This window comes from Sphingomonas sp. RIT328 (genome assembly GCF_000632225.1).
GTDB lineage: Bacteria > Pseudomonadota > Alphaproteobacteria > Sphingomonadales > Sphingomonadaceae > Sphingomonas > Sphingomonas kyungheensis.
On sequence record NZ_JFYV01000053.1, the window covers coordinates 54394 to 74490 of the forward strand.

22 protein-coding genes are annotated in these 20097 nt (G+C 68.6%); 14 read left to right on the forward strand and 8 right to left on the reverse strand.

All coding sequences use genetic code 11. The annotated features are described in order from the left end of the window. Positions 1 to 45: 45 nt before the first annotated feature. Positions 46 to 741, forward strand: coding sequence for a YjbE family putative metal transport protein (locus tag BW41_RS17040; protein WP_037536165.1), 696 nt, complete (start codon positions 46 to 48; stop codon positions 739 to 741). Positions 742 to 775: 34 nt separating this feature from the next. Here the strand turns inward: BW41_RS17040 and BW41_RS17045 are convergent, their stop codons facing one another. Then, positions 776 to 1498 (reverse strand): dienelactone hydrolase family protein, encoded by a 723-nt coding sequence (locus BW41_RS17045; protein ID WP_037535929.1) that lies wholly within the window; start codon positions 1496 to 1498, stop codon positions 776 to 778. A gap of 71 nt (positions 1499 to 1569) precedes the next feature. On the opposite strand from BW41_RS17045, the gene BW41_RS17050 reads away from it, so the two are divergent. The 7 genes from BW41_RS17050 to BW41_RS17080 all read left to right on the forward strand — a co-directional run bounded on the left by BW41_RS17050 (position 1570) and on the right by BW41_RS17080 (position 8096). Then, entirely contained in the window at positions 1570 to 1815 is a 246-nt protein-coding gene (locus BW41_RS17050; protein WP_037535931.1) for a DUF6489 family protein, read from the forward strand. Continuing rightward, positions 1815 to 3086, forward strand: a complete 1272-nt coding sequence (gene mnmE / locus BW41_RS17055) for a tRNA uridine-5-carboxymethylaminomethyl(34) synthesis GTPase MnmE (protein ID WP_081793173.1) — start codon at positions 1815 to 1817, stop codon at positions 3084 to 3086. The genes BW41_RS17050 and mnmE overlap by 1 nt, the downstream gene beginning before the upstream one ends. Before the next feature lie 133 nt (positions 3087 to 3219). Next, positions 3220 to 5055: a tRNA uridine-5-carboxymethylaminomethyl(34) synthesis enzyme MnmG gene (mnmG, locus tag BW41_RS17060; protein WP_037535933.1), complete on the forward strand. Its 1836-nt coding sequence runs from the start codon at positions 3220 to 3222 to the stop codon at positions 5053 to 5055. Then, positions 5052 to 5666, forward strand: a complete 615-nt coding sequence (rsmG, locus tag BW41_RS17065; RefSeq protein ID WP_037535935.1) for a 16S rRNA (guanine(527)-N(7))-methyltransferase RsmG — start codon at positions 5052 to 5054, stop codon at positions 5664 to 5666. Before mnmG ends, rsmG begins: the two co-directional genes overlap by 4 nt. Further along, positions 5663 to 6451, forward strand: a complete 789-nt coding sequence (locus tag BW41_RS17070) for a ParA family protein (protein WP_037535937.1) — start codon at positions 5663 to 5665, stop codon at positions 6449 to 6451. Before rsmG ends, BW41_RS17070 begins: the two co-directional genes overlap by 4 nt. Next, on the forward strand, positions 6448 to 7353 hold the full coding sequence (locus BW41_RS17075) for a ParB/RepB/Spo0J family partition protein (protein ID WP_037535939.1): 906 nt from the start codon (positions 6448 to 6450) through the stop codon (positions 7351 to 7353). Before BW41_RS17070 ends, BW41_RS17075 begins: the two co-directional genes overlap by 4 nt. Next, the gene (locus tag BW41_RS17080) at positions 7353 to 8096 is read left to right on the forward strand and encodes a dienelactone hydrolase family protein (protein WP_037535941.1); all 744 of its coding nucleotides are present in this window, start codon (positions 7353 to 7355) and stop codon (positions 8094 to 8096) included. Before BW41_RS17075 ends, BW41_RS17080 begins: the two co-directional genes overlap by 1 nt. Here BW41_RS17080 and holA read toward each other — a convergent pair. The 4 genes from holA to BW41_RS17100 are packed head-to-tail and all read right to left on the reverse strand — an operon-like array spanning position 8093 to position 12664. Next, on the reverse strand, positions 8093 to 9112 hold the full coding sequence (gene holA, locus BW41_RS17085; protein ID WP_037535944.1) for a DNA polymerase III subunit delta: 1020 nt from the start codon (positions 9110 to 9112) through the stop codon (positions 8093 to 8095). The two genes, BW41_RS17080 and holA, sit on opposite strands and share 4 nt — an antisense overlap. Next, the gene (gene lptE / locus BW41_RS17090) at positions 9109 to 9597 is read right to left on the reverse strand and encodes an LPS assembly lipoprotein LptE (protein ID WP_037535946.1); all 489 of its coding nucleotides are present in this window, start codon (positions 9595 to 9597) and stop codon (positions 9109 to 9111) included. The genes holA and lptE overlap by 4 nt, the downstream gene beginning before the upstream one ends. After that, positions 9594 to 12212 carry a leucine--tRNA ligase gene (leuS, locus tag BW41_RS17095; protein WP_037535948.1) on the reverse strand — a complete coding sequence of 873 codons (2619 nt, stop codon included), beginning with the start codon at positions 12210 to 12212 and terminating at the stop codon, positions 9594 to 9596. Before leuS ends, lptE begins: the two co-directional genes overlap by 4 nt. A gap of 8 nt (positions 12213 to 12220) precedes the next feature. Then, positions 12221 to 12664 carry a DUF3576 domain-containing protein gene (locus BW41_RS17100; RefSeq protein WP_037535950.1) on the reverse strand — a complete coding sequence of 148 codons (444 nt, stop codon included), beginning with the start codon at positions 12662 to 12664 and terminating at the stop codon, positions 12221 to 12223. Between the two features lie 244 nt (positions 12665 to 12908). On the opposite strand from BW41_RS17100, the gene BW41_RS17105 reads away from it, so the two are divergent. Then, positions 12909 to 13601, forward strand: coding sequence for a hypothetical protein (locus BW41_RS17105; protein ID WP_037536168.1), 693 nt, complete (start codon positions 12909 to 12911; stop codon positions 13599 to 13601). Here the strand turns inward: BW41_RS17105 and BW41_RS17110 are convergent. Continuing rightward, entirely contained in the window at positions 13574 to 14068 is a 495-nt protein-coding gene (locus tag BW41_RS17110) for a thiamine phosphate synthase (RefSeq protein ID WP_051583659.1), read from the reverse strand. The genes BW41_RS17105 and BW41_RS17110 overlap by 28 nt on opposite strands. A gap of 68 nt (positions 14069 to 14136) precedes the next feature. On the opposite strand from BW41_RS17110, the gene BW41_RS17115 reads away from it, so the two are divergent. Both BW41_RS17115 and BW41_RS17120 read left to right on the forward strand, forming a co-directional pair. Continuing rightward, positions 14137 to 14805: a YggS family pyridoxal phosphate-dependent enzyme gene (locus BW41_RS17115; RefSeq protein WP_037535952.1), complete on the forward strand. Its 669-nt coding sequence runs from the start codon at positions 14137 to 14139 to the stop codon at positions 14803 to 14805. Then, complete coding sequence (locus tag BW41_RS17120) at positions 14805 to 15470, forward strand: HAD family hydrolase (protein ID WP_037536174.1); 666 nt, start codon at positions 14805 to 14807, stop codon at positions 15468 to 15470. The genes BW41_RS17115 and BW41_RS17120 overlap by 1 nt, the downstream gene beginning before the upstream one ends. 121 nt (positions 15471 to 15591) lie before the next feature. Here the strand turns inward: BW41_RS17120 and BW41_RS17125 are convergent, their stop codons facing one another. After that, on the reverse strand, positions 15592 to 16188 hold the full coding sequence (locus BW41_RS17125; protein WP_037535954.1) for an ankyrin repeat domain-containing protein: 597 nt from the start codon (positions 16186 to 16188) through the stop codon (positions 15592 to 15594). Positions 16189 to 16251: 63 nt separating this feature from the next. Between BW41_RS17125 and BW41_RS17130 the strand changes: the two genes are divergently transcribed. Genes BW41_RS17130 through BW41_RS17140 form a run of 3 tightly spaced genes read left to right on the forward strand, consistent with a single transcriptional unit; the run spans position 16252 to position 17935 of the window. After that, positions 16252 to 16833 carry an SCO family protein gene (locus BW41_RS17130; RefSeq protein ID WP_037535956.1) on the forward strand — a complete coding sequence of 194 codons (582 nt, stop codon included), beginning with the start codon at positions 16252 to 16254 and terminating at the stop codon, positions 16831 to 16833. Continuing rightward, complete coding sequence (locus tag BW41_RS17135; RefSeq protein ID WP_037535958.1) at positions 16830 to 17258, forward strand: YcgN family cysteine cluster protein; 429 nt, start codon at positions 16830 to 16832, stop codon at positions 17256 to 17258. The genes BW41_RS17130 and BW41_RS17135 overlap by 4 nt, the downstream gene beginning before the upstream one ends. After that, on the forward strand, positions 17255 to 17935 hold the full coding sequence (locus BW41_RS17140; protein WP_037535960.1) for a M48 family metallopeptidase: 681 nt from the start codon (positions 17255 to 17257) through the stop codon (positions 17933 to 17935). The genes BW41_RS17135 and BW41_RS17140 overlap by 4 nt, the downstream gene beginning before the upstream one ends. Here BW41_RS17140 and BW41_RS17145 read toward each other — a convergent pair. Continuing rightward, positions 17911 to 20076, reverse strand: a complete 2166-nt coding sequence (locus BW41_RS17145) for a transglycosylase domain-containing protein (protein WP_037535961.1) — start codon at positions 20074 to 20076, stop codon at positions 17911 to 17913. The two genes, BW41_RS17140 and BW41_RS17145, sit on opposite strands and share 25 nt — an antisense overlap. Positions 20077 to 20097: the final 21 nt, after the last annotated feature.

Sequence of the window (20097 nt, forward strand, 5' to 3'; positions counted from 1 at the left end):
GGACCGGTCGATCAACCGGGAGTGTGTATCGTGTCCATCATCACCATGCTGAGCGCCGCCGCCGCCAGCGGGCCGGGGTCACCGGCGGAAATCTGGCAGCATATCGTCAACGACTTCGCCAACATCGGCACGCCGGCCGCGCTTGCCGCCTTCGTGCAGGTGCTGATGATCGACGTCGTGCTCGCGGGCGACAATGCCATCGTCGTCGGCGCGCTCGCCGCGGGCCTGCCGATCGATCAGCGCAAGAAGGTCATCCTGATCGGCATCCTCGCGGCTTTGGTGCTGCGGATCATCTTCGCGCTGGCGGTGAGCTGGCTGCTCGGCGTGATCGGGCTGATCTTCGCGGGCGGTATCCTGCTGCTGTGGGTCGCGTGGAAGATGTGGCGCGAGCTGCGTCAGGGCGGCGGCGAGGCCGCGGCAGACGGCGAGGCGGCGGGGGTCAAGCCGGCGCGCAGCTTTGCGGCGGCGGCCTGGGCGGTCGCGGTCGCCGACGTGTCGATGAGCCTCGACAACGTCCTTGCCGTCGCCGGCGCGGCGCGCGAGCATCCCGGCATCCTCATCATCGGTCTGCTGCTGTCGGTGGCGATGATGGGCATCGCCGCGAACCTGATCGCCAAATATATCGAGCGCTATCGCTGGATCGCCTATGTCGGCCTGCTCGTCATCCTCTACGTTGCCGGCAAGATGATCTACGAAGGCGTGGTCGATCCACGGGTCGGCGTGATGACGCTGTTCGCGTAAGCGGGAAGGGGGGCGCGACGCCCCCCTTGTCGTATCAGCCGAGATGCTCGGCGAAGAAGGCGGCGGTCCGCTGGTCAGCGAGCTGCGCCGCCTCGTCCGAACGACGCTGGCCGAATTGCGCGGCGAAGCCGTGATCCTCGCCGGGGTAATCGTACAGCGTCACCTTGGGATGATCGTCGAGCCCGGCGTGCATCCGCGCCTGTGCATCCTTGTCGACGAAATGATCCTCCTGCGGCACGTGCAGCAGCACCGGGTGCGCGATCGCATGCGCCTCGCCGAGCAGTCCGTCGATACCCACGCCATAATAGCCGACGCTCGCATCGACGTCGGTGCGCGCCGCGGTCATGAAGGCGAGGCGGCCGCCGAGGCAATAGCCGACCGCGCCGACGCGCGCGGCAAGACCGCTGTCGGACTGGGCATCGTTGAGCAGGCTGCGCGCCGTGCGGATCGTCGCCTCGATGTCGCGGATGCCGGCGTCCTGATCGAACTGGCCCATCAGGTCGAGCCCGCGCTGCAATTCGGCGGGCACATCGGGGTCGAGTTCGACGCCGGGAGCGATCTGCCAGAACAGGTCGGGGGCGAGCGCGAGATAGCCTTCCGCCGCGAAGGCGTCGGCCTTGGCACGGATGCCGGCGTTAACGCCGAAAATCTCCTGGATGACGACGATCGCGGCGCGCGGCGTCCCGGCGGGCTCGGCGACATAGACGTCGAACTGGCCGCGGTGGTCGAGTGTCTCGATCTGGATGGTCTTGGTCATGGCGTCCTCTCGCGCGTGGGGGCGGGCTGAGCTATGCAGCGCGGCAGAGAGCTGCTCAAGGGGTGACGCGTATGAAGCTGACCGTGAACGTGGATCTGACCCCGGAGGAAGCCCGGCGGGCGATGGGCCTGCCCGATCTGACACCGCTGCACGATCGCTACGTCGCCTCGCTGCTCGAAGCGATGAACGGCCAGGTACGGCCCGAGCTGCTCGAGAATCTGATGCGCAGCTGGTCGCCGATGGGCGATGCCAGCGTCGCTTTATGGCGGCAGGTGTTCGATCAGGCGACCGGCGCCGGGGGCAAGTCGGGCAGCTGATGCAGACGATCTTCGCGCTGTCGAGCGGTGCGGCGCCGGCGGGGATCGGCGTGATCCGGGTGAGCGGACCGCAGGCCTTCGCGGCGGTGGCGCGGCTGGCCGGCAGTCTGCCCCCGCCACGCACGGCGCAGGTGCGGGCGTTGCGTGACGACGAGGGCGCCTTGCTCGACCGGGCTCTGGTCCTCGCCTTTCCGGGACCCAAAACGGCGACCGGCGAAGATCTCGCCGAACTCCATTGCCACGGCGGGCGGGCGGTGATCACAGCGATACTGCGTGCACTCGCTGCACAGCCGGAAATGCGCGCCGCCGAAGCCGGGGAGTTCACGCGTCGCGCGCTCACCAATGGCCGGATCGATGTTGCCGAGGCGGCGGGCCTTGCCGATCTGTTGTCCGCAGAAACCGAACGGCAGCGCGTCGCCGCGCTCGCTGCGGCGGAGGGCCGGGTCAGCCAGCAGGTGCGCGGCTGGCTCGACCGGCTGGCGATGCTCGCCGCGCTGACCGAGGCGCAGCTCGACTTCGCCGATGAGGATGACGTCGGCGATGACGACGGTCTTGCCGCGGTACATGAGGGTATGGCCGCACTCGCCGCGGAGCTGCATCATGTGCTCGCCGCGCCGGCGGTCGAGCGGTTGCGCGACGGCGTTCAGGTGGTGCTGGGCGGCCCACCGAACAGCGGCAAGTCGACGCTGATCAATCTGCTCTGCCAGCGCGATGTCGCGATCGTGTCGGATATCGCCGGCACGACGCGCGACCGCATCGAGGCGACCGTGGTGCGGCAGGGACTGGTCTATGTCCTCACCGATACCGCCGGCCTGACCGATAGTGCCGATCCGATCGAGCGGATCGGAGTAACGCGAGCTGGCGATGCGATTGCGCGCGCCGACCTGCTGCTGTGGTTGGGGGACGACGAACCTCCGCGCGAGGATGCGATCTGGGTGCAGGCGCGTAGCGATGCCACCGGCCGGGTGCCGGTGGCGGGGGCAGGGATCGCGGTTGCGCAGAACGATCCGGCGAGCGTCGAGGCGCTATGGACGATGATCGCGTCACGCGCGGAAATGCTGATGCCGCGTGGGGATGCGCTGGCGTTCCGGGAGAGCGAACGGGCGGCGTGTGGTGAGGCTCTGGCGGCTCTCGACGGGATGAGCAACGATCCGCTGATCGTATCGGAACAGCTTCGTTATGCCGTTCGAACGTTAGGATCGATCCTCGGTCAGAATGCCACTGAGGTGATGTTGGATGCGCTGTTCGGGCGGTTCTGCATCGGCAAATGATGTTCCACGTGGAACGTTTATCCCGCAGTTGCGCACAGACTGTTCCACGTGAAACCCTAGGGCAGTTACTTGATCAAAGTGTTCCACGTGGAACAATTTTGACCTGCGCATGGCTCTGGCTTAGACGGAGGGCATGTATGACGTGATCGTCGTCGGCGGGGGCCACGCCGGCACCGAAGCCGCCGCTGCCGCTGCCCGCCGCGGTGCCAAGACCTTGCTGCTCAGTCACGACCGCCGCCATATCGGCGCGATGTCGTGCAACCCGGCGATCGGCGGCCTCGGAAAGGGGCATATCGTCCGTGAAGTCGATGCCTTCGATGGCCTGATCGGTCGCGCTGCCGATGCCGCCGCGATCCACTATCGTATGCTCAACCGCAGCAAGGGGGCGGCCGTGCAGGGGCCGCGGGTCCAAGCGGATCGGCGTCGCTATGCCGCAGCGATCCAGACGATGCTCGCAGCCCTTCCGGCGCTGACGGTGGCGGAAGGAGATGTCGAGGCGCTCGACCTCACCGGTGATCGCGTCGCTGGCGTCCTACTGGGTGACGGCAGTCGTATCGCGGGCCGGACGGTGATCCTCGCGACGGGGACTTTCCTCGGCGGTCGCATGTTCCGCGGTGACGAGCGACATGAGGGCGGCAGGATCGGCGAACGCCCGGCGCGGCGGCTGGCAGAGCAGTTGCGCGCACTCTCCTTGCCGCTTGCACGCCTCAAGACCGGAACGCCGCCCCGGCTCGACGGCCGCACGATCGACTGGGCGCGGCTCGAGGAGCAGCGATCCGATGTCGATCCCTGGACGATGTCGCCGATGACCGAGCACCGGCTGTTGCCGCAGATCGCCTGTGCGGTGACGCGGACCAACGGTGCAACGCATGATGCGATCCGCGCCGGGCTCGATCGTTCGCCGCTGTTCGGGGGTGCGATCGAGGGGCAGGGACCGCGCTATTGTCCGTCGATCGAGGACAAGGTGCATCGCTTCGGCGATCGCGACGGCCATCAGGTCTTCCTCGAGCCCGAAGGTCTCGACGACGCGACCGTCTATCCCAACGGCCTGTCGACCTCGCTGCCGGCGGATGTGCAGACCGCGATGATCCGCAGCATCGCCGGTCTGGAGCGGGCGACGATCACCGTCGCCGGCTATGCGGTCGAATATGACTATCTCGATCCGCGCGCGCTCGACGCCACGCTGGCGCTTGCGGCGATCCCCGGCGTCTATTGCGCCGGGCAGATCAACGGCACCACCGGATATGAGGAAGCGGCAGGGCAGGGGCTCGTCGCGGGTCTGAACGCGGCTGCTGTCGCTTGCGATCTCGCCCCCTGCGTGCTCGACCGCGCCTCCAGTTATACCGGCGTGATGATCGACGATCTCGTACTGCAAGGTGTGACCGAACCCTATCGGATGCTGACCGCGCGCGCGGAATACCGGCTGTCGCTGCGGGCGGACAATGCCGAGACCCGGCTGGCGCCGATTGCCGCTGCGCTCGGCTGTGTCGGCGCGGACCGGTTGGCGCATCAGCAGCGGCAGGCCGAGGCGCGGGCGACGATCCGCGCGGCGCTCGAGACGATGGTGAGCGCGGCGCAGGTCGCGATGCTCGGCGTGCAGGTGGCACAGGATGGCAGCCGGCGAAGCCTGTATGAATGGCTGCGGATCGGTGACCTGTCGCTCGACCGGCTGGCGCCCGAGGTGCGGGGGATGGCGCCGGCAGCGATCGTCGACGAGGTCGTCGAGGATGCCCGCTATGCTCCCTATATCGAACGGCAGGCGGAAGAGGTGGCACGGATGCGCAGCGACGAGGCGGTGCCGCTGTCGCCGGCCCTCGATTATGGTGCGATCCCCGGACTGTCGAACGAGATGATCGACCGGCTCGGCAAGGCACGTCCGACCTCGCTCGGTGCGGCGGCGCGCGTTCAGGGCGTGACGCCCGCCGCGATGACCGCCATCTATCTCTATGCGCAACGGCGGGCGGCATGACCGAAGCGGAGGCACGTGCCTGGTTCGTCGAGCGGTTCGGCGAGGCGCGGACGGCGCGGGTCGGCGCCTTTCTCGACATGGTATGTTTCGAGACGGAGCAGCAGAATTTGATCTCGCCGGCCAGCGTCGCTTCGATCTGGATCCGCCACGGATTGGATTCGGCGCAGCTTATGTTCCATGTGGAACAATCTGGAGGCTGGCTCGACATCGGCACCGGTGGCGGCTTCCCCGGCATGATCGTTGCCATCTGCGGTGATCAGCCTACGACCATGGTCGAGCCGCGACGCAAGCGCGCCGCGTTTCTGGAGGAGGCTGCCTCCCGTCTAGGCCTAACCAACACCCGCGTCGTGGCGGCCAAGGTCGAGTCTGTCACCGGTACGTTCGCAACGATCTCGGCACGGGCGGTGGCATCGGTCGAAAAGCTTTTGCAAGCGGCGGAGCATTGCGCCACACCGGAGACACGCTGGATCCTCCCACGTGGACGGATCGAGGCCGAAGAATTGGCCCGGCTCCGGCGTGACCGAACCCGAGTGTTCCACGTGGAACACAGTTTGACCGATCCTCAATCCACGATCCTCCTCGTGGACCACAAGCAAGGACGCGCGCGATGACCTGTATTGCGGTGGCCAATCAAAAGGGTGGTGTCGGCAAGACCACCAGTGCGATCAACCTTGCCACGGCGCTGTCGGCAACCGGCAAGACGGTGCTGCTGATCGATCTCGATCCGCAGGGCAATGCCTCGACCGGCCTGGGCATTTCCCAGGGCCAGCGTGGCCGGTCCAGTTATCACGTGCTGATCGGCGAGGCGGAGATCGCCGACACGATCATCACGACGAAGGTGCCGCGGCTCGATCTCGTCCCGGCGACGCAGGATCTGTCGGGCGCGGAGATCGAACTGGTGGAGTTCGATCATCGTACCCACCGGCTCGATCGCGCGCTCGCCCATGCCAAGGACCGTTGGGATATCGTGCTGATCGACTGCCCGCCCTCGCTCGGGCTGCTGACGATCAACGCGATGGTTGCGGCGGACAAATTGCTCGTGCCGCTGCAATGCGAATTCTTCGCGCTCGAAGGCCTGTCGCAATTGCTCACCACGGTCGAGCGGATCCGCGAACGGTTCAATCCGGGGCTGGCGATCCTCGGCGTCGCGCTGACGATGTACGATCGCCGCAATCGGCTGACCGATCAGGTCGCGGCGGATGTCCGTGCGGTGCTCGGCAAGGTGGTGTTCGATACCGTGATCCCGCGGAACGTCCGCTTGTCCGAAGCGCCGAGCCACGGCCTGCCGGCGCTGATCTACGATTATCGGTGCTCGGGGTCGCAGGCCTATATCGATCTGGCGCGCGAGCTGATCGCGCGGTTGCCGCAGATGCCGCCGACGGCAGCCGCGGCATGAGCGACGCCGCGAAGCGCAGCCGGCCGGCCGGCCTGGGCCGGGGCCTCAGCGCCCTGCTCGGCGAGATCGCCACCGAAGCGCCGGTCAATCCCGGCGGCGAGAACAAGGTGCCGACCGGCGTGCGGATGCTGCCGGTCAGCGCGCTCGCGCCGCATCCGGATCAGCCGCGCCGGCATTTCGACGATGCGCTGCTCGACGAACTCGCCGCATCGATCGCGGCACGCGGATTGATCCAGCCAATCGTCGTGCGGCCACACGGCCATGACTATCAGATCGTCGCGGGCGAACGGCGCTGGCGCGCGGCGCAACGGGCGCGGCTGCACGAAGTGCCGGTCGTCGTGCGCGAGTTCGACGATGCGCAGACGCTCGAGATCGCGCTGGTCGAGAATATCCAGCGGCAGGACCTCAATGCGATCGAGGAGGCACAGGCTTATCAGCGACTCGCCGGCGAATATGGCCATACCCAGGAGGCGCTCGCCAAGATCGTCCACAAATCGCGCAGCCACGTCGCTAACCTATTGAGATTGCTGGAACTTCCGGCGGCGGTTCAGGATCGCGTCACCGATGGGTCGCTGTCGATGGGACATGCGCGGGCGCTGCTCGGCTCGCGCGACGTCGAGATGCTTGCCGAACAGGTCGTCGCGCGCGGCCTGTCGGTGCGCGAGACCGAGAAACTGGCGAAGGGGGCCAAACCCGAACGGCCCGGTGGTGCGTCCCGCGAACGCGCCCCGACCTCGCCGCCCGATGCGGATATCACCGCGCTCGAACGGCAATTGTCCGATCTGCTCGGGCTGCACGTCCGCGTCGCGCATAGCGAGAAGGGCGGCACGATCACGCTGACCTATTCGACGCTCGATCAGCTCGACATGGTCTGTCAGCGACTCACCGGCGATTCGATCTGATGATCCTGCGCAGCGACGAATATGACGATCTGCCGACAACCGGCGGGGTGATGCGAACGCATTGGTTCCGGCCGGCGGGGGAGGGGCGGTTTCCTGGCCTCGTCCTTTATTCGGAAATCTACCAGGTCACCGATCCGATCCGGCGGCTGGCGGCGTTCTTCGCAGGTCACGGCTATGTCGTCGCGGTGCCGGAAGTCTATCATGACTATGAGGCGCCGGGGACGGTGCTGCGCTACGATGCCGAGGGGACGGCGCGGGGTAACGATCTCAAATTCACCAAGCCGGTGGCCGGCTTCGATGCCGATGCGACGCGGGTGATCGGTGCCTTGCTCGTGCATCCGGCGTGCAGCGGCCGCGTCGGAACGATCGGTGTGTGCCTCGGCGGGCATCTCGCCTATCGCGCCGCGCTCGATCCGCGCGTGTCGGCCGCGGCGCTCTTTTATCCCACCGATATCCACAGCGGCACCTTGGGGGCCGGGCGCAGCGACGACAGCCTCGTGCGCATGGCCGAGCTGCAGGCGGAGACGATGTTCGTCTTCGGGCGGCAGGACCCGCATGTGCCCTTCGCCGGACGCGAGGCGATCCGCGCCCGGCTGGAGGCGGTCGACGCGCGCTACGAATGGCATGAGGTGAATGCCCAGCACGCCTTCCTGCGCGACGAGGGGCCGCGCTACGATCCGGCGCTGTTCGTCGCAGCGACCGGATGGGCGCTGGCGCTGTTCGATCGCGTCTTGCGCGGCTAACCGCGGCGTTCGACCCCGCGGGTCAATTCGGTAAGCGCATGGTCGGCAAGCACGCCACCGGCATTGCCGCTCGCCATGATCGCACGCTCGGCATGGCGGACGCGGAGCAGCGCGGTGGCGAGCATCGCCGGCGTCCAGCGGCGCAGCGCCTGCGCGGTCGCAGCCTCCTCGCGGAAGAAGATGCGATGGCGTTTGAAGACGCTGTCCTGACCGGCGCCGGCATCGATCTCCGCCTTCATCTCGGCGAGCGTCATCAGCCGGCGGGCGAGCAGGCGCAGCCACGGGATCGGCGACGTTCCCGCCTCGTGCAACCGGCCGAGTTCGGCGCCGAGCAACGCGGTCTGGCCGCTGATCACGGCATCGACCACCTGCGTCATCTCCGCCTCGCCGAGATCGGCGCCGATCGCATCGAGCGCCGCCTCGTCGGCATCGTGCGGACGGTCGGGCGCGGCGTCGAGGAACAGCGCGAGCTTGTCGATCTCGCGGCCGAGCACGAGGCGATCGCCGCCGCAACTCGCCGCGAGCCGCGCGGCGACTCCGGGCGCCGGCCGCAGCCCGGCGTCACGCGCCATCGTCGCGGCAAGCCGTTCCAAGTCCGCCGCGCTCGGCTCATAGGCGGCATAGGCGAGCGCGCGGCGGGATTCGATCGCCAGCTTGACGATCTTGGCGGTCGACTTGACCGTCGGGGCAAGTGCAACCACCGGGTTGCCGGCATGATCCGCGGCGAGCAGCGTCGTGAAGGCGTCGAGGCATTCCTCACCCGCCGGGGCGACGCGGATATGGCGGGCGCCGCCGAACAAGGAGAGCGACGCCGCCTCGTCGGCGAGCCGTGCCGGGTCGGAGCGCAGCGTCGCGCCGTCAAGGTCGATCCGCTCCGCCTCCGGCCCCATCGCCCTGGCGAGCAGGCCGGCGAGGTCCGCGGCCGCCGACCCGTCCGGTCCGTGCAGCAGATAAAGGCGGATGTCGGGCGAGGGGCGTTCGAGCGCGGTGCGGATGTCGCGCGCGTTCGCCTTCATCGGCTCGGGCGGCTGCGCGCGTAGACGGCGAGGCGGGCGACGATCTGGTCGGCGACGATGCCGGACAGACGCTCGAGCGCGGTATTCTCCGCCGCGATCGTCGCATATTCCGACTGGACGACGTCGATGCCGGCATCCGACCCGGCGGTATCGTCGAGCAGCACGCTGCCGTCGGCGAGATTTACCAGCTGGAAGCGTGCGCGCAGCGTCCGCCGCTCGCGCGTCACGCTGTCGTCGCGACGCACGCCGAAGCCGGCGATCTTGTCGTCGAGCCGCACGTCGAGCCGATATTGCGGCGTGCCGCTCGCCGCGAGCCGGTCGCGCAGCGCATTGCTCATCAGCCAGCCCGACTTGCCGTCGATCGGCGTCACCTCGACATGTGCGAGCGTGCCGGCGACCGGCCCGGCGCCGCCGCCCGCGTAGAGCGGATGGAGGCCGCAGCCGGCAAGCAACGCGAGCGGCGCGAGGGCGAGCAGGCGCTTCATGCGACGATGTTCACGAGACGGCCGGGCACGACGATCACCTTCTTGGGGGGCTTGCCGTCGAGCAGCCGCGCGATCTTGTCGGCGGACAGCGCCGCCGCCTCGATCTGCTCGCGCGCCATGTCCTTGGGCAGAGTGAGCGTGTCGCGCAGCTTGCCATTGACCTGCACCGCGATCGTCACCTCATCCTCGACGAGCAGTTTCGGATCGACCTCGGGCCAGGCGGCGTCGGCGATCAGTCCGTCGAAGCCCTTGGCGGCCCAGGCTTCCTCGGCGACGTGCGGCACCATCGGCGCGATCAGCAGCATCAGCGTGTAGATGGCGTTGCCGCGCGACGGGCTGGGTGCGGCGCGTTCGATCGCGGTACACAGCTCGTACAGCTTGGCCACGGCCTTGTTGAAGGCGAGCGCCTCGATATCCTGTTCGATGCCGAGGATCGTCTGGTGCAGCTTGCGGTCGAGCGTCGGATCGCCGCCCTCGCCGGGGGCGACCGTATCGTCGCCGTCGAACAGCCGCCACAGGCGCTGCACGAAGCGCCACGCGCCCTCGATACCCGATTCGCTCCACGGCAGATCGCGTTCGGGTGGTGAGTCGGAGAGCATGAACCAGCGCGTCGCGTCGGCGCCGTAGCGATCGACGATCGGCTCAGGGTCGACCGTGTTCTTCTTCGACTTCGACATCTTCTCGACGCGGCCGACGGTGATCGGCTGGCCGGTGGCGATCTCGATGCCGTCGCGGACGTCGTCGGGCGACAGCCAGCGATTGTCGGCGGACTTGTACGTCTCGTGCGTCACCATGCCCTGCGTGAACAGGCCGGTGAACGGCTCGGCGATATCGAGCATGCCGATATGCTTGAGCGCGCGCGTCCAGAAGCGGGCGTAGAGCAGGTGGAGGATCGCATGCTCGACCCCGCCGATATACTGGCCGACCGGCAGCCAGCGCTCGGCGACCGCGCGATCGAACGGCTTGTCCTTGGGCTGGCTGGCGAAGCGGATGAAATACCAGGATGAGTCGGCGAAGGTATCGAGCGTGTCGGTCTCGCGCCGCGCCGGCTCGCCGCACGCCGGGCAGGCGACGTGCTTCCAGGTCGGATGACGATCGAGCGGATTGCCGGGGATGGCGAAGGAGACGTCCTCCGGCAGCACGACCGGCAGTTGCGCCTTGGGGACCGGCTGCACGCCGCACGCATCGCAATGGATGATCGGGATCGGCGTGCCCCAGTAACGCTGGCGGCTCACCCCCCAGTCGCGCAGGCGGTAGACGGTGGAGCCCTTGCCCCAACCGCCGGCCTCGGCGCGCGCGATCACCTTGCGCTTGGCGGCCTCGACATCGAGACCGTCGAGGAAGTCCGAGTTCACCAGCGCGCCGGGCCCCGTATAGGCCTCGTCGCCAACGAAGACGGGATCGCGCAAATCACCGTCGGCGACGACGCGCTGTACCGGCAGATCATATTTGCGCGCGAAATCGAGATCGCGCTGATCGTGCGCGGGCACGCCCATCACCGCGCCGGTGCCATAGTCCATCAGCACGAAATTGGCGATGTAGATCGGCAACCGCCGGGTTGCGTCAAACGGGTGGGCGGCGGTAAGCCCGGTGTCGAAACCGAGCTTTTCCTGCGTTTCCAGTTCGGCGGCGGTGGTGCCGCCCTGTTTGCAGCGTTCGATGAAGGCCGCGACCTCGGGCCGGTCGGCGATCGCCTGCGCGATCGGGTGATCGGCCGCCACCGCGACGAAGCTCGCCCCGAAGATCGTGTCGGGACGGGTCGAGAAGACCGCGACCCGCTCCTCCCCGGAACGGGGAGGGGGACCGCCAGCCGCAGGCTGGTGGTGGAGGGGGGCTTCAACAGGCGAAGCACTTTGGGGAAGCCCCCCTCCACCGGCTTCGCCGGTCCCCCTCCCCGTGCCGGGGAGGATTTCGAAGGAGAAGGTCAGCCCCTGGCTCTTGCCGATCCAGTTTTCCTGCATCAGCTTGACCTTGTCGGGCCAGTGGTCGAGCTTGCCGAGGCCTTCGATCAGCTCGTCGGCGAAGTCGGTGATCTTGAGGAACCACTGGCTGAGCTTGCGCTTCTCGACCAGCGCGCCGGAGCGCCAGCCGCGTCCGTCGATCACCTGCTCGTTGGCGAGCACGGTCATGTCGACCGGGTCCCAGTTGACCGCCGATTCCTTGCGATAGACCAGCCCGGCGGCGAACATGTCGAGGAACAGCGCCTGCTCATGCCCGTAATAATCGGGCTTGCAGGTGGCGAGTTCGCGGCTCCAGTCGAGCGCGAAGCCGAGGCGCTTCAGCTGCGCCTTCATCGTCTCGATATTGGCGAGCGTCCAGGTGCCGGGATGGACGCCCTTTTCCATCGCCGCATTCTCGGCGGGCATGCCGAAGGCGTCCCAGCCCATCGGATGCAGCACCTCATAGCCGCGCATCCGCCGGAACCGTGCCAGCACGTCGCCCATCGTATAATTGCGGACGTGGCCCATATGGATGCGCCCCGACGGATAGGGGAACATCTCGAGCACGTAGCTGTGCGGCTTGCCGCTGTCGTCGCGGGCGGCAAAGGTCTGGCGGTCGTCCCAGACCTTCTGCCAGGTCGAGTCCGCTTGCAGCGCGTTGAAACGCGTGGCCATGGTCTGGTTTACCCCGCGATCGATGCGCGGCGCAGATCGCGGGCCCGGGTGAGGATGACGTCTTCGAGCTTCTGCGTCGTCGCGGCAGCGACCGGGGCGGAGACCCACTGGCCGTTGCGGTTGACCTCGCGCAGCGCGGCGACGCGGACGGCATCGGCGCGCAGATCCTGATCGAGGATCGACACCGTCACCTTCATCCGCTCGGTCGGCACCTGCGGGTTGACGTACCAGTCGGTGACGATGACGCCGCCGTTGGAATCGGTCTGCACCAGCGGCATGAACGACAGGGTGTCGAGGCTGGCGCGCCACAGATAGGCATTGACGCCGATCGTCGTCACCTTCGAGGCGGCAAGGTCGGTGCGGGCGACGGCCTTGTTGCCGCGACCGCCGCAAGCGGCGAGCGGCAGCGCGATGACGGCGACCATGAGGGCGGTGCGCAACGGGCGGATCATGGGCGTAACGGTCCTGCGATAAAAAGGGCGCTTTTCGCTCTATAGATGCAGGAGAGGCGCCGCAAGCGACGCGTCGTGACCGCGGGGGGCGGCCAATATGTGTGACTATTGCAACAGTCCGGCGAAATGTCGCCTGACGGCGGCAAGGTTCCATATTGGTGTGCGCCGGAATCGTGGTAGGCGCGTTGCCAAGCGGGAATTGAGGGGACTGCTCGTGTTTGCCCAGCGTGCCATGCGGCGTGCGATGACCGGAGTGACGACGGTGGCGCTCAGCGTTACCGCTCTCATGGTCGCGCCTGCCTTTGGCGCCAGCGAGCGCGTGGCGACGGTCAAGCGCGCGATGCCCTCGCGCCTGTCGGGTGCGTTCACGCCCGCCGCCGCCGATCCGCGACTCGCCGCGGCGATCGCACGCGGCGGTCTTGACGAAGCCGACTTCCGTTTCACCCCGGCCGAGGCGCAGCAGGACAAGCGCGCCGTCACGGTCGCGGTGCGCGCGCGGTCGAGCCGGACCGCGCTGATCGATACCCGCCCGGCCGCCGCGCTGGCGGCACCGACGGTGGGGATCGCTCCGATCGCCTATAATCTCGGCGTCTCGGTCGGCTGGAAGCGCTTCGCCGTCTCCGGTGCGGTCAACCGCATCGATCTCGGGCCGATCCCGGGCAGCCGCGAATCGACCGACGTCGCGGTCAGCTATCGCGCCGGCCGCGCGAGCAGCCGCCTGATCGCCGTCGCCGACCGGCCGCTCGACAACACGCCCAAGCTGACGCAGGAACTGCCGAGCTATTCGGTCGACGTGAGCAGCTCCTATGCGCTGACCCGCAACCTCGATGTCACCGCCGGCATGCGCTATCGTTCGGATCGCGAGCGGCTGGCGCGGCTCGACGACGAGCATCGCGACAGCCAGTCGGTCTATGTCGGGACGGCCTTCCGCTTCTGATCCGGGGTGAGGCCGTCGATCGCGGCCCAGCCATCGAAGCCGTAGCCGCGTAACCGCAGCCACCGCGCCGCGGTCATCCCGCCGAGCGCCACGCGCTGTCCTGCCAGCCCCTGCGTCATCGCCAAGCCGCGCCTGATCCCCAATGCAGGCGCGCCGGGATGCGAGCGGGTCGGATAGAGCGGCGAGACGAACAGCCAGGTCGCGCCGGCGCGCATCGCGGCGATCGCCTGTCGCCGGTCATGCACCGCGTGGGTCAGCGCGTGCCGGCCGTTGTGCGCCGCCGCGCCCGGCATCGGTCCGGCGGCGCTGAGCCGCAAATGGCGGGCGTGGGCGAGCCGGCGGACGCGCAGAAACAGCGCATGGCGCTCGCGTCGTGACCGCGCCTGATGCCGGAAGACCACCCCGGCGCCCGGTGGCAGCGCGCGCAGCATCGCGAACAGCGCCGCGTCGATTCGCGGATCGGTCATCAACCAGGCATGGCGGCGCGGATCGATATTGCGGTTCAGATTGCCCACCGCCCCGCTATAGGGCGGGCATGACGCCTTCCACCAGTCCGCTCGATCAGGTCGCCGCCGGGATCGCGCACGCCGCACGGATCGCCGGCCGCCGCGCCGACGCCGTGACGCTGATCGCCGTGTCCAAGACGCATGACGCCGAGACGATCCGACCGCTGCTCGCCGCCGGCCAGCGCGTCTTCGGCGAGAATCGCGTGCAGGAGGCGGCGGCGAAATGGCCGGCACTGCGGGAGGCCTATCCCGATGTCGCGCTCCACCTGATCGGCCAGCTCCAGTCGAACAAGGCCGAGGAGGCGGTGGCGCTGTTCGATGCGATCCACGCCGTCGATCGGGAGTCGCTCGTCGATGCGCTCGGCAAGGCGATCGCCAAGAGCGGGCGGCGTCCCCATTGCTTCCTGCAGGTCAATATCGGTGACGAGGCGCAGAAGGGCGGCTGCGCGATCGACGCGCTGCCGGGGCTGCTTGCCCGTGCGCGTGACGCGGGGCTGCCGGTGGCCGGGCTGATGTGCTTGCCCCCCGCCGATGTCGAGCCGGCGCCCTATTTCGCCCTGCTCGCCAAGCTGGCGCGCGAGGTCGGGCTGGCTGGGCTCAGCATGGGCATGTCGGCGGATTACGAGACGGCGGTGACGCTCGGCGCGACGCATGTCCGCGTCGGCAGCGCGCTGTTCGGTACGCGGGGGGCGGCATGATGCGCTGCAAGGCCTTGCTGTTCGACTTCGACGGGGTGCTGATCGAGAGCGAATATGCCGGCAACCGCCAGATCGCCGAATGGCTGACCGCGGCGGGGCATCCGACCACGCCCGAACAGTCGATGGCGCAGTTCATGGGGCTGGCCGGCGCCGATTTCCGCGCGGCGATCGAAGGCTGGATCGGCGGGCCGCTGCCGGAGAGCTTCATCGCGGCGCGGCAGGCGGAGGATGCGCGCGCGATGGCGGAGGGGATCGATGCGGTCGCCGGCGCGGTGGCGTTCGTCCGCTCGCTGCCCGCGGACCTGCCGCGTGCGGTGGTGTCGTCGAGCCCGACCGCGTGGATCCGGCGTCACCTCGACCATATCGGCCTCAGCGATGCGTTCGGCGATCATATCTACAGCGGCCGCGAACATGTCCGCAACGGCAAGCCCGCGCCCGACCTCTATTGGTTCGGCGCCGAGGCGCTCGGCGTCGCCATCGCCGATTGCGCGATCATCGAGGATTCGCCGGTCGGCGCGACCGGGGCGGTCGCCTCGGGCGGCTATGTGATCGGTCTGAGCGCCGGCACGCATTGCGGCATCGGCCACGATGCGCGGCTGCGGGCGCTGGGTGTCGACGCGGTGGCGGGGGATTTTGCCACGGTCGCGCGATTGCTCGCGGCCTGAGGATTCACGCCGAGGCGCAGAGGGGGCACGCATCAAAGCGCGGCCCCGTCACCCCACCAGGTGGGGGAGCGAGGCCGCCGACGCGGTCATACGTTTCGTCTGCGCCGCGGGCGGACCGACATCAGAACTTCGGCCCCGCCACCTGCGCGCGCGTCTTCTTCGGCGCATCCTTGAACAGCGCGACCATCGCCGGGTTGCGCGAATCGCGCAGCGCATAGGCACGTGCGGAGAGGCCGGCGAGATTGTCGGTCTGGTCGGGATCGGCACCCTTGGCGAGCAGCTTGCGCGCGATCGGCTCGTTGCGCGAATTGACCGCGACGATCAGCGGCGTCTGCCCCGCGCCGTTGGCGAGGTTGATATTGGCATTGTAGGTCAGCAGCAGGTCGACGAGATCCTCGCGCCCCGCCTGCGCCGCGAGGATCAGCGGCGTGTTGCCGCGCGCATCGCGGATGTTGGGATCGGCCTTATGCTGCAGCAGATACTGCATGTAGAGGCTGCCCGAATGATCGACGAGGATGTGCAGTGCGCCCTTGCCGGTGGTCACCGCCTTGGTGTTGATGATCGTGCTGCCCGGCGTCTCGATCATCGTCGTGACCTCCTTGCCGTCTTCCTTCTCGATCGCGGAAAGGAACTTGTAGCTTTCCGACTGCTGCTGCGCGGCGGCGGGAAGCGGGGCGAGGGCGACGGCGAGCGCGAAAAGAAAGCGCGAACGGTTCATGACGGGGTCCCTGACGACGAAGGCTTGCGGGGCGTGGCGTAACAGATCAGAGCTGGCGCGGTCATGAACATTCTGCGTCTCGCCCCGCTCGCCGCCGTCGCCCTGGTCGCCTGCCAGCCGGCGCCACCCGAGACGCCGCCGCTTGCGGGAGCGAAGATCGGCGGGCCGTTCACGCTGACCGATCAGGACGGCCGCACCGTCAGCGACCGTGCGTTCGCCGGCCGCTACCGGATCATGTACTTCGGCTATACCTTCTGTCCCGACGTCTGCCCGACCGACGCGGCGACGATCGGCGCCGCGCTGAGCGATCTCGACCGCAGCGATCCCGATCTCGCCAAGCGCATCGTGCCGATCTTCGTCACCGTCGATCCGGCGCGCGATACGCCCAAGGTGCTCAAGGCCTTCACCGCCGCCTTCCACCCGCGGATGATCGGGCTGACCGGCACGCCGGCGCAGATCGCCGCGGTCAGCAAGGCGTTCGGCGTCTATGCCGGCAAGGGTGCGACGCAGCCGGGCGGCGGCTATCTGGTGAATCACAGCCGCACCACCTATCTGATGGATCCGGACGGCAAGCCGCTTGCGCTGCTGCCGACCGAGCAGGGGCCGCGCGCCGTGGCCGCCGAGATCAAGCGCTGGGCGAAATGACCAAATTCTGGGAGCTGCCGATCGAGCAACTCGATCGCGGCCAATGGGAGGCCTTGTGCGACGGCTGCGGCAAATGCTGCATCCACAAGCTCGAGGACGAGGAGACGGGCGAGATCGTCCCGACCAACGTCGCCTGCCGCCTGCTCGACCGGCGCAGCGGCTTCTGCTCGGACTATAAGCATCGCCACGCCTATGTCCCCGAATGCGTGCGGCTGACCGCGCGTTCGGTGCGCGAGATCGACTGGCTGCCGTCGACCTGCGCCTATCGCCTGCGCGCTGCGGGCGAGCCGCTCCGCGACTGGCATTATCTGATCAGCGGCGATCGCGAGACGGTGCATCGCGCCGGCATCTCGGTGCGCGGCTGGACGGTGAGCGAGGACGATGTCGGCGATATGGAAAACCATATCGTCGAACGCGACTTGTGAGCGCCGCGGCCGAGTTCGAGATCGTGCGGCACCCGACCGCGCGGCGCATCCGGCTGACGCTCGATCCGGCGAGCGGGCGGGCGCGGCTGATCGTCCCGAAACGTGCCGCGCTCAAATCGGCGGTGGCGTGGGCGCAGGGCAAGGCCGAGTGGATCGCGGAGCAGCGCGCGCGCCTGCCGCAGCCGCGGCCCTTCGCACCGGGGCTGGTGCTGACCGTCGCCGACACGGTGCTGACGATCGACTGGCAGCCGGGCAGCCGCCGCCGGGTCGAGGCGGTCGGCGAGACGCTGTCGCTGTCCGGCCCGATCGAAACGCTGCCGCGACGGGTCGAAACCTGGCTCAAGCGCCAGGCGCTCGAACTGCTGACCGAGGAGACCGCATATTATGCCGCCAGGGCAGGGGTCACCGTCGCCCGCGTCGCGACCGGCGATCCGCGCGGGCGGTGGGGGAGTTGCGCGCACGACGGCGCGATCCGCTACAGCTGGCGGCTGATCCTCGCCCCCGGTTTCGTCCGCCGCGCGACGGTGGCGCATGAGGTCGCGCATCGCGTCCATATGAACCACGCGCCCGCGTTTCATGCGCTCGTCGCGCAACTGTACGGCGAGGACCCGACGCCGGCGCGCGCCTGGCTACGCGAGCACGGCGCCGCGCTTCACTGGGTCGGGCGATCGTCCTGATAGGGGCGTTGCAGCGGCTGACGGCCGGCGGTGCCGTCCCGCGCTGACGGCGGTCGCGGTGCATTGGGGTCCCGCCGGTCGTCGCGCCGGTCGTCGCGGCGGTCGTCTCTGGCCGGCGGTGCGTCGCGGCCGGTGACGCGGTCGATCAGATCGTCGAGCTGCTGCGGCGCGCTGTCCTGCGGCCGGATGCCCTGTTCGTCCTGCTGCTGCTGGTCGTCGCGCGGCGCCACCGGCACCGGATTGCCATCCTCGTCGACCATCGCGCCGCCATTGTCGGGCTGGCCGTAATAGCTCTCCTCGTCGGGCTCGAGCTGCCATTCGGGCAAGGTCACCTGCGTCTCGAACTGTTCGATCGGGCGATTGGCGGTGGCGGGCTTCATGAAGGCGGCGAAGGCACGCGCCGGCGCGGTGCCGCCGTGCAGCCCGGCGATCGGACGCGCATCGTCGCGCCCCATCCACACGCCGGTGGTCAGTCCGCTTGAGAAGCCGAGGAACCAGCCGTCCTTCGACGAGGTGGTGGTGCCCGTCTTGCCCGCGACCGGGCGGCCGATCTGCGCGGCGCGGCCGGTGCCGGTGTTGACCGCGGTCTGTAACAGGTCGGTCATCTCGGCAGCGACATAGGGCGCGACGAGGACATGGCTGCGATCGACCTCGTGCGTATAGATCGTCTGGCCGTTGGCGGTGACGCGGGTGATGCCATACGGCGTCACCGCGACGCCCTTGGCGGCGACGCTGGCGAAGGCGCGGGTCATGTCGATCAGCCGCACGTCCGAAGTGCCGAGCACCATCGACGGATGGGTGTTGATCGGCGTCGTGATGCCGAACCGCCGCGCCATGTCGGCGACGGTGGTGAAGCCGACCTCCTGCCCGAGCTTGGCGGCGATCGTGTTGAGCGAGAAGGCGAAGGCGGTGCGCAGCGTCACCGGGCCGCTGTTGCGGCGCGAATCGTTGCGCGGGCTCCAGCCGTCGATCGTCACCGGCTCGTCGACCACCTGATCCTCGGGCTTGTGCCCGGCTTCGAGCGCGGCGAGATAGACGAACAGCTTGAACGCCGAGCCCGGCTGGCGCTGCGCCTGCGTCGCGCGATTGTAGATCGACGAGACGTAATCCTTGCCGCCGACCATCGCCTTGACCGCGCCGTCGCGATCAAGGCTGACCAGCGCCCCCTGCGCGCCATCGGGGGCATTGGCGCGGATCGCCGCATCCGCCGCGCGCTGCATGCCGAGATCGAGCGTCGTCCACACGTCGAGCGGCGCCTGCGTCTCGTCGATCAGCGTATCGAGCTGCGGCAGCGCCCAGTCGGTGAAATAGCGCGCGCTGTTCTGCTTGGGTTCGGGGGCGAGGCGCAGCGCTTCCGGATTGGCCTCGCGCGCCTGTTCGGGGGTGATCGCGTCGGCGCGGACCATCGCGTCGAGCACGACCCCGGCGCGCCCGACCGCCGCCTGCGCATCCGCGGTCGGCGAATAATTGGAGGGAGCCTTGACCAGCCCGGCGATCACCGCCGCCTCGGCGAGGTTGAGCGTATTGGCGCCATGGCCGAAGAATTTGCGCGAGGCGGCGTCGATGCCATAGGCGCCGCCGCCGTAATAGACCTTGTTGAGGTACAGCTCGAGCACCTGCTCCTTGCTGAACTTGCGCTCGAGCGCCAGCGCCAGGATCGCCTCGCGGAACTTGCGGCCGAACTTCTTCTGGTTGTTGAGGAAGACGTTGCGCGCGAGCTGCTGGGTAATCGTCGAGGCACCCTGCACGCGGCGGCCGCGTTCGAGGTTGACGCGCAGCGACCGCACCATGCCGATCGGATCGACGCCGGGATGGCTGTAGAAGCGGCGATCCTCGACCGCGACGGTCGCCTCGCGCATCACCCGCGGGATGCTGTCATAGGGCAGCCATTCGCCATAGCTCGGCCCCATCGACACGATCACGGTGCCGTCGGCGGCGTGGACGCGGATCATCTGGCCGTTGGGCGAGGATTTGAGCTCCTCGAAGCTCGGCAGCTGCGATTTCGCGACATAGACCGCGATGACCAGCGCGCCGAAGGCGAGGACGGCGAGCCCGATCAGGATCTGGACGGAGAGGACGATCCGCCGGCGCCACGGGGCGCGGCGGGCGGGAGCGGAGCGGGGGGTGCGCGCACGGGCCATGGAGACGGTGGCGATTACCGG